The 13663-nt window shown below is 43.0% G+C and carries 16 protein-coding genes and 1 tRNA gene; 14 read left to right on the top strand and 3 right to left on the bottom strand.

Annotated elements, in window-relative coordinates:
• Positions 1-10 precede the first annotated feature (10 nt).
• The 3 genes from purR to pflA all read left to right on the top strand — a co-directional run bounded on the left by purR (position 11) and on the right by pflA (position 3077).
• Complete coding sequence (gene purR, locus NMM25_RS07790) at positions 11-838, top strand: pur operon repressor (protein ID WP_002874197.1); 828 nt, start codon at positions 11-13, stop codon at positions 836-838.
• A gap of 66 nt (positions 839-904) precedes the next feature.
• Complete coding sequence (locus NMM25_RS07785; RefSeq protein ID WP_254736472.1) at positions 905-2161, top strand: diaminopimelate decarboxylase; 1257 nt, start codon at positions 905-907, stop codon at positions 2159-2161.
• 121 nt (positions 2162-2282) lie between these two features.
• Positions 2283-3077, top strand: a complete 795-nt coding sequence (gene pflA / locus NMM25_RS07780) for a pyruvate formate-lyase-activating protein (protein ID WP_009730688.1) — start codon at positions 2283-2285, stop codon at positions 3075-3077.
• A 71-nt stretch (positions 3078-3148) separates the two neighbouring features.
• Here pflA and yidC read toward each other — a convergent pair whose 3' ends face one another.
• Entirely contained in the window at positions 3149-4078 is a 930-nt protein-coding gene (yidC, locus tag NMM25_RS07775; protein WP_254736502.1) for a membrane protein insertase YidC, read from the bottom strand.
• 77 nt (positions 4079-4155) lie between these two features.
• Positions 4156-4434, bottom strand: a complete 279-nt coding sequence (locus tag NMM25_RS07770) for an acylphosphatase (RefSeq protein WP_001174620.1) — start codon at positions 4432-4434, stop codon at positions 4156-4158.
• 33 nt (positions 4435-4467) lie between these two features.
• Here NMM25_RS07770 and NMM25_RS07765 point away from each other — a divergent pair, with 33 nt between their 5' ends.
• The 11 genes from NMM25_RS07765 (at position 4468) to NMM25_RS07715 (ending at position 13257) form a co-directional block, all read left to right on the top strand.
• Complete coding sequence (locus NMM25_RS07765; RefSeq protein WP_084917521.1) at positions 4468-5208, top strand: RNA methyltransferase; 741 nt, start codon at positions 4468-4470, stop codon at positions 5206-5208.
• Between the two features lie 54 nt (positions 5209-5262).
• A complete protein-coding gene (locus NMM25_RS07760; protein ID WP_254736471.1) occupies positions 5263-5946 on the top strand; it encodes a Bax inhibitor-1/YccA family protein in 684 nt (227 codons plus the stop codon).
• A gap of 109 nt (positions 5947-6055) precedes the next feature.
• A complete protein-coding gene (gene asnA / locus NMM25_RS07755) occupies positions 6056-7048 on the top strand; it encodes an aspartate--ammonia ligase (RefSeq protein WP_000747998.1) in 993 nt (330 codons plus the stop codon).
• A 64-nt stretch (positions 7049-7112) separates the two neighbouring features.
• On the top strand, positions 7113-7652 hold the full coding sequence (gene rsmD / locus NMM25_RS07750; RefSeq protein ID WP_254736470.1) for a 16S rRNA (guanine(966)-N(2))-methyltransferase RsmD: 540 nt from the start codon (positions 7113-7115) through the stop codon (positions 7650-7652).
• Positions 7642-8130, top strand: coding sequence for a pantetheine-phosphate adenylyltransferase (coaD, locus tag NMM25_RS07745; RefSeq protein ID WP_254736469.1), 489 nt, complete (start codon positions 7642-7644; stop codon positions 8128-8130). The genes rsmD and coaD overlap by 11 nt, the downstream gene beginning before the upstream one ends.
• Entirely contained in the window at positions 8114-9151 is a 1038-nt protein-coding gene (locus NMM25_RS07740; protein ID WP_000730772.1) for a SepM family pheromone-processing serine protease, read from the top strand. Before coaD ends, NMM25_RS07740 begins: the two co-directional genes overlap by 17 nt.
• A gap of 55 nt (positions 9152-9206) precedes the next feature.
• Positions 9207-9437 (top strand): DUF1146 family protein, encoded by a 231-nt coding sequence (locus NMM25_RS07735; protein ID WP_070800425.1) that lies wholly within the window; start codon positions 9207-9209, stop codon positions 9435-9437.
• Positions 9438-9460: 23 nt separating this feature from the next.
• Positions 9461-10744, top strand: coding sequence for a UDP-N-acetylglucosamine 1-carboxyvinyltransferase (gene murA / locus NMM25_RS07730; RefSeq protein ID WP_000411918.1), 1284 nt, complete (start codon positions 9461-9463; stop codon positions 10742-10744).
• Complete coding sequence (locus NMM25_RS07725) at positions 10731-10925, top strand: DNA-directed RNA polymerase subunit beta (protein ID WP_000739701.1); 195 nt, start codon at positions 10731-10733, stop codon at positions 10923-10925. Before murA ends, NMM25_RS07725 begins: the two co-directional genes overlap by 14 nt.
• Before the next feature lie 40 nt (positions 10926-10965).
• Positions 10966-11790 carry a DNA/RNA non-specific endonuclease gene (locus NMM25_RS07720; RefSeq protein ID WP_254736468.1) on the top strand — a complete coding sequence of 275 codons (825 nt, stop codon included), beginning with the start codon at positions 10966-10968 and terminating at the stop codon, positions 11788-11790.
• A gap of 135 nt (positions 11791-11925) precedes the next feature.
• Complete coding sequence (locus NMM25_RS07715) at positions 11926-13257, top strand: hemolysin family protein (RefSeq protein ID WP_254736467.1); 1332 nt, start codon at positions 11926-11928, stop codon at positions 13255-13257.
• Between the two features lie 134 nt (positions 13258-13391).
• Here NMM25_RS07715 and NMM25_RS07710 read toward each other — a convergent pair.
• Positions 13392-13462, bottom strand: a tRNA-Cys gene (locus NMM25_RS07710).
• Positions 13463-13663: the final 201 nt, after the last annotated feature.

Here is a 13663-nt window from a genome sequence, read left to right as displayed (position 1 = left end):
GTAAATAAAAATGAAATTAAGAAGAAGTGATCGGATGGTTGTCATTTCCAACTATTTGATTAATAATCCATACAAACTAACAAGTCTCAATACCTTTGCAGAAAAGTACGAATCTGCTAAATCATCGATTTCAGAGGACATTGTGATTATCAAGCGTGCCTTTGAGGAAATCGAAATCGGTCATATTCAGACTGTAACTGGAGCAGGTGGTGGCGTTATCTTTACACCATCAATCTCTAGTCATGAAGCCAAAGAAATGATCGCAGACTTGCGTGACAAACTTTCAGAAAGCGACCGTATTTTGCCAGGTGGTTACATCTACCTGTCTGATTTGCTCAGTACACCTGCCATTTTAAAAAATATTGGGCGTATCATTGCCAAGAGCTTTATGGACCAAAAAATCGATGCCGTTATGACAGTAGCAACAAAAGGTGTGCCACTCGCAAATGCAGTTGCCAATGTCCTCAATGTTCCATTTGTCATTGTGCGCCGTGACTTGAAAATTACCGAAGGTTCAACGGTCAGTGTCAACTACGTATCAGGTTCCAGCGGTGACCGCATTGAGAAAATGTTCCTTTCAAAACGTAGCCTCAAGGCAGGCAGTCGTGTCTTGATTGTGGATGACTTCTTGAAAGGTGGCGGAACGGTCAACGGGATGATTAGTCTCTTGCGTGAGTTCGACTCTGAACTAGCTGGTGTCGCAGTCTTTGCAGACAATGCCCAAGAAGAACGTGAAAAGCAGTTTGATTACAAGTCACTCTTGAAAGTAACCAATATTGATGTTAAGAACCAATCCATCGATGTTGAGATTGGAAATATCTTTGACGAAGACAAATAAGAGATAGAACTAAAGGTTGGAACGATTGTCCCAGCCTTTCTTTGCAAACAGAATAGAAGGATGCTTATGAAAACACCATTTATCAGCCGTGAAGATTTAGAAACAATTGTTGCAGAGTTCCCGACTCCCTTCCACTTGTATGACGAGAAGGGGATTCGTGAAAAAGCAAGAGCCGTCAACAAAGCCTTTTCTTGGAATAAGGGATTCAAAGAATATTTTGCAGTTAAGGCCACTCCAACTCCAGCCATCTTGAAAATCCTCCAAGAGGAAGGTTGTGGTGTGGACTGTTCTAGTTACGTGGAGCTCTTGATGAGCCACAAACTGGATTTCCCCGGTTCTGAAATCATGTTCTCTTCTAACAACACGCCTGACAAGGAATATGCCTATGCGCGTGAATTGGGTGCAACTATTAACTTGGATGCCTTTGAAGATATTGAACATCTGGAGCGAGCGGCAGGTATTCCAGAAATTATCTCTTGTCGTTACAATCCTGGAGGTGTTTTTGAGCTAGGAACAGATATCATGGACAACCCTGGGGAGGCCAAGTTTGGGATGACCAAGGGCCAGCTTTTTGAAGCCTTTGCGATTTTGAAGGAAAAAGGAGCTAGGACTTTTGGGATTCATTCCTTCCTAGCATCCAATACCGTGACCCATCTCTACTATCCAGAGTTGGCACGTCAGCTCTTTGAATTGGCTGTTGAAATCAAGGAAAAGTTGGGTATTTCGCTAGACTTTATCAATCTTTCCGGCGGAATCGGAGTCAACTATCGCCCAGACCAGGAGCCGAATGATATTGCGATGATTGGTGAAGGTGTGCGTAAGGTTTATGAAGAAGTTCTTACGCCAGCAGGTCTTGGTCAGGTCAAGATTTTCACCGAATTAGGCCGCTTTATGTTAGCTCCTCACGGAGCTTTGATCACAAGAGTCACTCATAAGAAAAAAACCTATCGTACCTATCTGGGCGTGGACGCCTCAGCAGTCAACCTCATGCGCCCCGCCATGTATGGAGCCTACCACCATATCACCAATCTGACTCATCCAGATGAACCTGTTGAGGTGGTAGATGTGGTTGGTTCACTCTGTGAAAACAATGATAAATTTGCCATTAATCGCGAACTACCTTATACAGAAATCGGTGATTTACTGGTGATTCATGATACAGGTGCACATGGATTCTCCATGGGTTATCAGTACAATGCCAAACTACGCTCGGCAGAAATTCTCTATACCGAAGAAGGAAAAGCCCGCCAAATCCGCCGTGCAGAGCACCCTGAGGACTATTTCGCAACCTTGTATGGTTTTGATTTTGAATCGGATCATTAAAAGAAATTGAAAATGAAAGTGAAAAACAGATTGCTTTCTAAAAAATAGACAAAAAAACCTTGTTTTTCACCTTACTCGTGATATAATAAAACTATAAAACGGTTTCAAGGAAGGTGACGATATGTCTGAAGAAACAATTGACTATGGACAAGTGACAGGGATGGTGCATTCGACAGAGAGTTTTGGGGCGGTAGATGGCCCTGGGATTCGGTTTATTGTCTTTTTGCAGGGCTGTCAGATGCGTTGCCAATACTGCCATAACCCCGATACATGGGCTATGGAGACCAATAAATCACGAAGACGGACAGTAGACGATGTCTTGACAGAAGCCCTTCGCTACCGTGGTTTCTGGGGAGACAAGGGAGGAATCACTGTCAGTGGTGGAGAAGCCCTCTTGCAGATTGATTTCTTGATTGCCCTCTTTACCAAGGCCAAGGAAAAAGGAATCCACTGTACCTTGGATACCTGTGCCCTTCCGTTCCGTAATAAACCACGTTATCTCGAAAAGTTTAATAAACTCATGGCTGTGACAGATTTGGTTCTCTTGGATATCAAGGAGATCAACGACGAACAACACAGGATTGTTACCAGCCAAACCAATAAAAACATCTTGGCCTGTGCAAAATATCTATCAGACATTGGGAAGCCTGTGTGGATTCGCCATGTGCTGGTTCCAGGCTTGACAGACAGAGATGAGGACTTGATTGAACTCGGTAAATTCGTCAAAACCCTCAAAAACGTTGACAAGTTTGAAATCCTACCTTATCACACTATGGGAGAATTCAAGTGGCGTGAACTTGGAATTCCATACTCACTTGAAGGGGTAAAACCACCAACAGCAGACCGTGTCAAGAATGCCAAAAAACTCATGGATACAGAAAGCTATCAAGACTATATGAAGCGTGTACATGGATAAAAAGAAGCCTGATGGGAACATCAGGCTTTTGTGATGCAGAAAAGGCCTAGCCTTTCAGCTAAGCCGTTACCTTATTTTCTAGAATGTTGTTTACCAGCATTACGTTTTTTATGTTTCTTAGTAGTCGTAATTGCAGTTGCTTGGTTAGGAGTGATATCTTTTCGCCCGCCTGTAGTTGATGCTGAACTTGCTTTTGGTGGATTTTTGGCAAATTCTTCACGTACTTTTTGACGAAGTTTTGGACGAACAACATAGTTAACGATGAACTGTTGGAGAATCATCATGAAACCACCGACAACCCAGTAAAGGGTCACACTGGCTGGTGCGAAGAAGGAGAAGAAGACAATCATGAGTGGGCTCATGTAAATCATTTTCTTGAGCTGTGCTCTTTGCATCTCGTCTTCTACTCCGTGAAGTGAGAGGAGTGATTGGAGATAGTAGAGGATACCAGCGAAGGCGACAAGGAGCAGACTTGGTGAACCAAGATCGATACCCAAGAAGGTAGAGCTAGCTACTCCATCAGTGTATTGGGCTGCAAAGTAGATAGCAGAGAAGAAAGGCGCTTGAATGAGGAGAGGGAAGCATCCTACACCACCGAACATGCTGATGCCGTTTTCTTTTTGTGCAGCAAAGAGAGCTTGTTGTGCTTCTAGTTTTTCTTCCTGAGTTGTTGCCTCTTTGAGGCGTGTTTGATGTGGTTCGAGTACGTGTTTGAGGGCATTCATCTTTTCAGAGTGAAGCGTTGCCTTCCATGATTGGTAGATACCGAGTGGCAAGATAATCAAGCGTACGATAATAGTTACGATAATGATAGCCACACCAAAGCCTAGACCTTTATCAGTAGCGAAGTACTTGATAGCTTCAGCCATTGGTGCTCCGATGGTATTCCAAATCAATCCTGTAGGTTGTCCTGTTGCTTTGTCTACTTGGACACAGCCTGTCAAGACGAGTAGCATAGCCACTCCCATAGCAGAGAGGGCAAAACGTTTAATAGATTTCAATGTTTTCATTCCTTCTTTAAAAATTATACCTTTCTATTCTACTGTTTTTTTGTAAAATATACAATAGTTCTAGAGACCTAATTTGCGACTTTGAAGTCAGAATAGGATGAAAAGTTGCTCATTTGTACATCTAGATAGGTAACTTTTGAAAAAGGTGTCGGACCTTTTCGGATTTCTTGGATAAATTTTGCCATAGTGGCGGAGGAATCTGCTTGAGCAAGGATTTCGACTGTTCCATCATCGTTATTCCAGACACGACCAGTGATGCCACCGATTTCAAGAGCTAAAGTATAAACACCCCAACGAAAACCAACACCCTGCACCCTGCCTTGGGCAATCATTCTAACCTTTTGCATACCAAACCCCTTTGATTGTGTTATAATGTTTCTATGACTATTATAACCTCAAAAGCCAATTCTGTGGTAAAAAATGCCAAGAAATTACATCAAAAAAAATATCGAAAGTCTGCTTATTTGATTGAGGGCTGGCACTTGTTTGAAGAAGCTGTTCAAGCAGGAGTGACGATTGAAAAGGTCTTTGCCCTAGAAAGTTACCGAGATCAGCTAGCTGCTTTTCCTCAAACTATCTGGGTTTCAGAGGAGATTTTGCTAGATTTGGCAGATACGCAAACTCCTCAAGGGATTGTTGCAGTGATTCAAAAAGAAGAAGTGGGACTGCCTGATCTCCATCAGGGCAAGTATCTATTTTTAGAGGATGTTCAAGATCCTGGTAATGTGGGCACCATGATTCGGACGGCGGATGCGGCAGGTTTTACAGGAGTCATTGTTTCAGACAAGTCAGCAGATATCTACAGTCTTAAGACCCTGCGTTCCATGCAAGGAAGTCATTTTCACTTGCCCATCTATCGTCTGCCTCTTGCCACCTTTGTAGAAGAGACAAAGAAGAGCAATTTGCCCATTCTGGCAACGACCTTATCGAGAGAGTCAAAGGATTATCGTGAGCTTTCTTCACTAGAGAACTTTGTTTTAGTCATGGGAAATGAAGGGCAGGGGATTAGTTCTGTCATGGCTGAGAGTGCTGATCAGCTGGTTCATATAGGCATGAAAGGTCGAGCGGAAAGTCTCAATGTGGCGGTTGCCGCAGGTATTTTGATGTTTTATTTCAGCTAATTTATAAAAACTTTGTTATAATCAAGACATATTTATAGAAAAAGGAGAATCAGAATGAATCAAACGATTATTCAAGAACGTTCAGGTCTCAATCAATTTTACGCTAAGGTTTATGCTTTTGTGGGACTTGGGATTGGTCTATCAGCTCTCGTGTCAGCTTTGATGTTGACAGTCTTTCAGTCCCAATTGGTCTACTTTTTAACGCATGGCCGTCTCTGGCTGATTATTGCAACTTTTGCAGAACTTGCTCTAGTCTTTGTTGCAAGTAGCATGGCTGCCAAAAATAGTCCAGCAGCTCTCCCAGTATTTTTAGTTTATTCTGTTTTAAATGGCTTTACGCTGAGTTTTGTCGTAGCCTTCTATACACCTGGGACCGTCTTATCAGCCTTTGTATCCAGTGCCCTTCTCTTCTTTGTCATGGCGGCAATCGGAATTTTCACCAAGAAAGATTTGAGTGGAATGGGCCGAGCTTTGATGGCGGCGCTTGTTGGTCTCATCATTGCCATGGTTGTGAATCTATTTTTAGCCAATAGCTTCTTTGACTACATGATTAGTATTGCCATGGTCTTGGTTTTCTCAGGTTTGATTGCTTGGGACAACCAAAAGATTCGCTATGTTTATGAACAGTCACGAGGACAAGTAGCGACAGGTTGGGTCATCTCAATGGCGCTTAGCATCTATCTAGACTTTATCAACCTCTTCCTTAGCATCTTACGAATCTTTGGTCGAAACGATTAATGAATAACAGAGTCAGTGTTCAAAAGAGCACTGACTTTTTCTTATTTACTCTTTTCTTTTCTTGGAAATAGGTGTATAATGCTTTTAACTAATTTTTGAGGAGCTGTTTATGAAGAAAAGTTTTATTCATCAACAAGAAGAAATTTCCTTTGTCAAAAACACTTTTACCCAGTATTTGAAAGATAAGTTAGAAGTTGTTGAAGTTCAAGGTCCTATCTTGAGCAAGGTCGGGGATGGGATGCAGGACAACCTGTCAGGTGTCGAAAATCCAGTGTCTGTCAAGGTTTTGCAGATTCCAGATGAAACTTATGAAGTCGTTCACTCACTTGCCAAATGGAAACGTCACACCTTGGCTCGTTTTGGTTTCGGTGAAGGTGAGGGTCTGTTTGTTCACATGAAGGCCCTTCGTCCAGACGAAGATTCGCTCGACGCGACCCACTCAGTTTATGTGGATCAGTGGGACTGGGAGAAGGTTATCCCAAATGGTCAACGCAATATCGCCTATCTCAAAGAAACCGTTGAGAAGATTTACAAGGCTATTCGTCTAACAGAGCTAGCAGTAGAAGCTCGCTATGATATCGAATCCATCTTGCCAAAACAAATCACCTTTATCCATACAGAAGAGTTGGTAGAACGTTACCCAGACTTGACACCAAAAGAGCGTGAAAATGCAATCTGTAAAGAATTCGGGGCAGTCTTCTTGATTGGTATTGGTGGGGAATTGCCTGACGGAAAACCTCATGACGGCCGCGCACCTGACTATGATGACTGGACAACAGAGTCTGAAAATGGCTACAAAGGGTTAAATGGGGATATTCTAGTTTGGAACGAATCTCTTGGCTGTGCCTTTGAGCTTTCCTCAATGGGGATTCGGGTAGATGAAGATACCCTTCGTCGCCAAGTGGCTCTTACAGGAGACGAAGATCGTCTGGAGTTGGAATGGCATAAGGCACTGCTCAACGGTCTTTTTCCATTGACAATCGGTGGGGGGATTGGACAGTCTCGGATGGCCATGTTCCTTCTTCGTAAGAAACACATCGGAGAGGTCCAGACCAGTGTTTGGCCTCAAGAAGTTCGCGATACGTATGAAAATATTTTGTAGAGAATCGAACCGCAAGGTTCGGTTTTCTTTCTCTTTTTGCCTATAATTTGGTATAATAAACGGTATGAAAATCGTATCAGGAATCTACGGGGGGCGACCCCTCAAGACGCTAGAAGGCAAGACGACGAGGCCGACATCGGATAAGGTGCGTGGAGCTATCTTTAACATGATAGGTCCCTATTTTGAGGGTGGTCGTGTCTTGGATCTCTATGCTGGCAGTGGTGGTTTATCCATTGAGGCAGTCTCGCGTGGGATGTCCCATGCTGTCTTAGTGGAACGGGATCGAAAGGCACAAGGTATCATCGCTGAAAATATCCAAATGACCAAGGAAGTTTCCAAATTTCAGCTCTTAAAGATGGAGGCTGAACGAGCCTTGGAGCATGTGAATGATCCCTTTGACCTGGTCTTTTTAGACCCTCCCTATGCCAAGGAACAAATCGTTGCAGATATCGAAAAAATGGCAGAAAGAAACCTTTTCTCCGAAGAGGTCATGGTTGTCTGCGAAACCGATAAGTCTGTAGAACTACCAGAAGAAATCGCCTGCTTAGGCATCTGGAAGGAAAAAATATATGGGATTAGTAAGGTGACGGTCTATGTCAGATAAAATTGGATTATTTACAGGATCATTTGATCCGATGACAAATGGACATCTGGACATCATTGAACGCGCCAGCAAACTCTTTGATAAGCTTTATGTCGGGGTGTTCTACAATCCCCACAAACAAGGTTTTCTCCCTGTTGAAAATCGCAAACGAGCAGTCGAAAAAGCTGTGGCGCATTTAGGTAGTGTAGAGGTGCTGGCTTCTCATGATGAATTGGTAGTCGAAGTTGCAAGGAGACTGGGAGCCAAAACCCTTGTCCGTGGCTTGCGAAATGCCACCGACTTGCAATATGAGTCTAGTTTTGACTACTACAATCATCAACTGGCTCCAGAAATCGAAACCATTTACCTATATAGTCGCCCAGAGCATCTTTATATTAGTTCTTCAGCCATGAGAGAACTTTTGAAGTTTGGTCAGGAGATTCAGCAATATGTCCCAAACAGTGTTGTGGAGGAATTAGAACATGAAGAAAAAAACTAGATGGCCCTTATATGTCATCCTAGCACTAGTATTGACCTTTTTAGCCTTTGTAGTACCTTTACCTTACTACATAGAAGTTCCAGGTGGAGCGGAAGATATTCGTCGCGTTTTGAAAGTCAATGAAACAGAAGACACAGAAGCAGGAGCTTACCAGTTTGTAACAGTCGGTATTCGACACGCAACCCTATCGCATCTTGTCTATGCTTGGTTAACACCTTTCACAGATATTAGAAGTGCCAAGGAGACTACGGGTGGCTCTACTGATGCAGAGTTTATGCGGATCAATCAGTTCTACATGCAAACTTCTCAAAACATGGCCAAGTATCAAGGATTGAAGACGGCTGGAAAGGATATCGAACTCAAGTATCTGGGAGTCTACGTCTTGACCGTGACGGACAATTCAACTTTTAAGGGCATTCTGAACATAGCAGACACCGTGACGGCTGTTAATGACAAAACATTTGACAGTTCAAAAGACTTGGTCGACTATGTTAATTCTCAACAATTAGGAGATACGGTCAAGGTAACCTATGAGGAAGACGGAAAAGTCAAGTCTGCAGAAGGTAAAATTATCACTCTTGAAAACGGGAAAAACGGTATTGGGATTGGTTTGATTGACCGTACGGAAGTGACCAGTGACGTTCCAATTCGCTTCTCCACAGCTGGTATCGGTGGGCCAAGTGCAGGTCTCATGTTTAGTCTCGCTATCTACACCCAGATAGCAGATCCAGGACTTCGTAATGGCCGCATTGTTGCGGGAACGGGAACCATTGATCGCGATGGAAATGTTGGCGACATCGGTGGAATTGACAAAAAAGTAGTTGCAGCCTCTCGTCAGGGAGCCAACATCTTTTTTGCTCCTGACAATCCAGTCACTGAGGAAGCAAAAAAAGCAGATCCAAATGCTAAAAGCAACTATGAAACAGCTCTAGAAGCTGCTAAAACGATCAAAACAGAGATGAAAATCGTTCCCGTTAAGACTTTGCAGGATGCAATTGATTACCTTAAAAACAATCCCTAATTCGTAGAAAAATTGAAAACTAGCGCGCAAGCGGATAAGATGGTATAATAGTCAAATGGTTCAATTATTATTCACTCTAAGTAGTCATATACTCTTTATTTATTTGAGTTTTTACCTTTTGAAGGATCTTGTGAGATGGGAAAAGGTTATAAAAGTGACCGCTACTAACACAAAAAAAGTTCGTTTGTTGGTAGGCTTCTTTAGTATTGTGATGGGCTACATCTTGAGTTCATTCTTTATCAGTTTGTACCAACTGTGGCAAGAAGCACTTAGAGGACTATTATAAAATCAAAAGTAAAGGAAACAACTATGGAAAAAATTGTGGTTCAAGGCGGGGATAATCGTCTGGTCGGGAGTGTGACGATCGAGGGAGCAAAGAATGCAGTCTTGCCCTTGTTGGCAGCGACTATTCTAGCAAGCAAGGGTAAGACAGTCTTGCAGAATGTCCCAATCTTGTCAGATGTTTTCACCATGAATCAAGTGGTTCGAGGTCTGAATGCCAAGGTGGACTTTGATGAGGAAGCTCATGTTGTCGAGGTTGATGCGACTGGTGATATCACGGAGGAAGCTCCATACAAGTATGTCAGCAAGATGCGGGCATCCATCGTTGTCTTGGGACCAATCCTTGCTCGTGTAGGCCATGCCAAAGTTTCTATGCCAGGGGGATGTACCATCGGGAGTCGTCCCATCGACCTCCACCTCAAAGGTTTGGAAGCTATGGGGGCAAAGATTACCCAGACAGCTGGTTACATCGAAGCCAAGGCAGAACGCCTGCATGGCGCTCATATCTACATGGACTTCCCAAGTGTCGGCGCAACACAAAACCTCATGATGGCGGCAACTCTAGCTGACGGTGTGACGGTCATTGAAAATGCTGCGCGTGAGCCGGAAATTGTTGACCTCGCTATTCTCCTTAATGAAATGGGAGCCAAGGTCAAGGGAGCTGGTACCGAAACAATCACAGTGACTGGTGTTGAGGAACTCCATGGAACAACTCATAATGTGGTACAGGACCGTATCGAAGCAGGAACCTTTATGGTGGCTGCAGCTATGACAGGTGGCGATGTCCTCGTTCGTGATGCAGTTTGGGAGCACAATCGCCCCTTAATTTCAAAACTACTTGAAATGGGTGTTGAAGTGACAGAGGAGTCAGAAGGCATCCGTGTTCGTTCTCAACTTGAAAATCTCAAGGCTGTTCATGTAAAAACTTTACCGCACCCAGGATTTCCAACAGATATGCAGGCGCAATTTACAGCTCTGATGACAGTCGCAAAAGGGGAATCCACCATGGTGGAAACGGTGTTTGAGAATCGCTTCCAACACTTAGAGGAAATGCGCCGTATGGGCTTGCATTCAGAGATTATCCGTGACACAGCTCGTATTGTTGGGGGACAGGCTTTACAGGGTGCAGAAGTTCTATCAACGGACCTTCGCGCTAGTGCTGCTTTGATTTTGACAGGTCTGGTGGCGCAGGGAGAAACAGTTGTTGGTAAGTTAGTCCACCTTGATAGAGGTTACTACCGTTTCCATGAGAAATTGGCTCAGCTAGGAGCGAAGATTCAGCGAATCGAGGCAAATGATGAAGAAGAATAAAAACTTACGCTATGTACTCCGTCGTTTACTGTTGATTTTTATCGTACTATTGCTAGGCTTTCTGGCTTTAGGAATCGGCTTGATGGTTGGTTATGGCATCCTAGGAAAGGGACAGGATCCATGGGCAATCTTGTCTCCAGCAAAGTGGCAGGAATTGATTAGCAAATTTACAGGAAATTAGACTGGGAGACCAGTCTTTTTCTAAAGAAATAAGGAGAAAAATGGACAAAAAAACAAGACAAGCTCTGATCGGGTTACTTATATTCTTACTCTTGGCTGCTGGAAGCTACTATATCAAGCAGATGCAGACAGCGCCAAACACCCCTAGAACCAAGGTTAGTCAGAAAAAACAAGCTTCAGAAGCTCCCAGTCAGGAGCTAGCTGAAAGTGTCTTAACTGAGTCAATCAAAAATCAAATCAAGGGGGGGCTCGAGTGGAATGGAGCAGGGGCCTTCATTGTCAATGGCAATAAAACCAATCTAGATGCCAAGGTTTCCAGCAAACCCTATGCGGATAATAAAACAAAGACAGTGGGAAAAGAAACAGTTCCAACTGTTGCCAATGCCATCTTATCCAAAGCGACTCGGCAGTATAAGAATCGTGAAGAAACTGGAAATGGATCTACCTCTTGGACGCCACCAGGATGGCATCAGGTTAAGAATCTAAAGGGAGCCTATACACATGCAGTTGATAGGGGGCACCTGCTGGGCTATGCCTTGATAGGTGGTTTGGATGGCTTTGATGCTTCAACCAGTAATCCCAAGAACATTGCAGTTCAGACAGCTTGGGCCAACCAGGCTCAGGCTGAAGATTCGACAGGTCAGAACTACTATGAGAGTTTGGTCAGAAAAGCCTTGGACCAAAATAAGAGGGTCCGTTATCGGGTAACTCTCCACTATGCGACAAATGAGGATCTAGTTCCATCCGCTTCACAAATCGAAGCCAAGTCTTCAGATGGCGAATTGGAATTCAATGTCCTAATCCCCAATGTTCAAAAGGGAATCCAGCTTGATTACCAAACGGGTCAAGTAACAGTGACGGACTAGAAACAATAGATACAATAAAAATAGCTCCTTTGTCTTATAGAGGCAGGGGAGTTATTCTTTAAATGAAAAATAATGTGAATCCTGATGGATTTTATGATATAATGGAACACAAGATACTATTTTAGGAGAAGGACTATGGAAGACCCGAGCAGTCAGAATTTGTTGCTACAGTTTGTATTGTTATTTATCTTGACCCTGTTAAATGCTTTTTTCTCAGCCACTGAAATGGCGATGGTGTCACTAAACCGTTCCCGAGTGGAGCAAAAGGCAGAAGAGGGAGACAAACGTTACATTCGTTTGTTAAAGGTACTTGAAAATCCTAACCACTTTTTATCAACCATTCAAGTCGGTATCACCTTAATCACGATCTTATCAGGGGCAAAATTGGCAGATACACTTGGACAAGTAATTGCATCTTGGATGGGGAATGGAGAAACAGCTTATGCCATTGCAAGCCTCCTCTCTTTGGCATTCTTGACCTACATCTCTATTGTTTTTGGTGAACTCTATCCTAAACGGATTGCCCTCAATCTCAAAGATGCTTTGGCAATTCGAACAGCACCAATTATTATTGGTCTTGGAAAGATTGTAAGTCCCTTTGTCTGGTTGTTATCTGCTTCAACCAATCTCTTGAGTCGTTTAACGCCAATGACCTTTGATGATGCGGATGAAAAAATGACTCGAGATGAAATTGAGTACATGTTGACTAAGAGCGAAGAAACACTGGATGCAGATGAAATTGAAATGCTACAGGGGATCTTTTCTCTAGATGAACTAATGGCTCGTGAGCTAATGGTGCCTCGTACAGATGCCTTTATGGTAGATATTCAGGATGACAGTCAAACGATTATCCAAAGTATTCTAAAGCAAAATTTCTCACGTATCCCTGTTTATGATGGGGATAAGGACAATGTGATTGGTTTGATTCATACCAAGCGTTTGCTAAACGCCGCCTATGCAGATGGCTTTGAAAATATTGTCTGGAAACGAATCCTCCAAACACCACTATTTGTGCCTGAGACCATCTTTGTGGACGACCTCCTTAAAGAGCTTCGAAATACCCAAAACCAAATGGCCATCTTACTAGACGAATACGGTGGTATGGCTGGACTGGTCACACTGGAAGACCTGCTGGAGGAGATTGTCGGTGAGATTGATGACGAGACGGATAGGGCAGAAATTGAGGTTCACCAGATTGGAGACGATACCTACATCGTTCAAGGAACGATGACTCTTAATGACTTCAATGCCTACTTTAATGTTGAATTGGAAAGCGATGACGTTGATACCATCGCTGGTTATTATTTGACGGGTGTTGGTACGATTCCAACAACTGAAAAAATCAGTTATGAACTGGTCAGTCAAAACAAGCAAATCGTTCTGACCAATGATAAGGTGAAAAATGGACGTGTTACCAAGGTAAAAGTTCAAATCACAGAACTAGAACCTGAAGAAGAAACAGAATAAAGCAGTGACTTGAGTCACTGCTTTTTGTAAATCTAGATGGTAGGTTCAGTTATACCCCATTTATTAGGAATACTAAAAAAGCCCGGTTTTACGAGCTTTTCATTTGGTTAATTCCTGTTCATTCAGGTACTGAAAGGCGGTAGACGGATTTGAACCGACGATCAAGCTTTTGCAGAGCCGTGCCTTACCACTTGGCTATACCGCCTCAACGTTTATTATTATACCTTGAAAATCATTTCCCGTCAATAGTTTCTTATTCTAAAATCCAATTTAGGAAAACAGATGATAATCGAAGAAGTGAGAAAAAGCTTGTAAAAATCCCCTTCTAACGAAGATCAGACTAGAAAGTATTTCTTGCAGATACAAATAAAGAATGTAAGAATTTTGACAAATAGAAGTTTTTTGA

Origin of the sequence: Streptococcus sp. CF10-1 (assembly GCF_024295825.1) — a bacterium.
Taxonomy (GTDB): domain Bacteria; phylum Bacillota; class Bacilli; order Lactobacillales; family Streptococcaceae; genus Streptococcus.
This window is presented reverse-complemented; position numbering and strand designations above follow the sequence as displayed.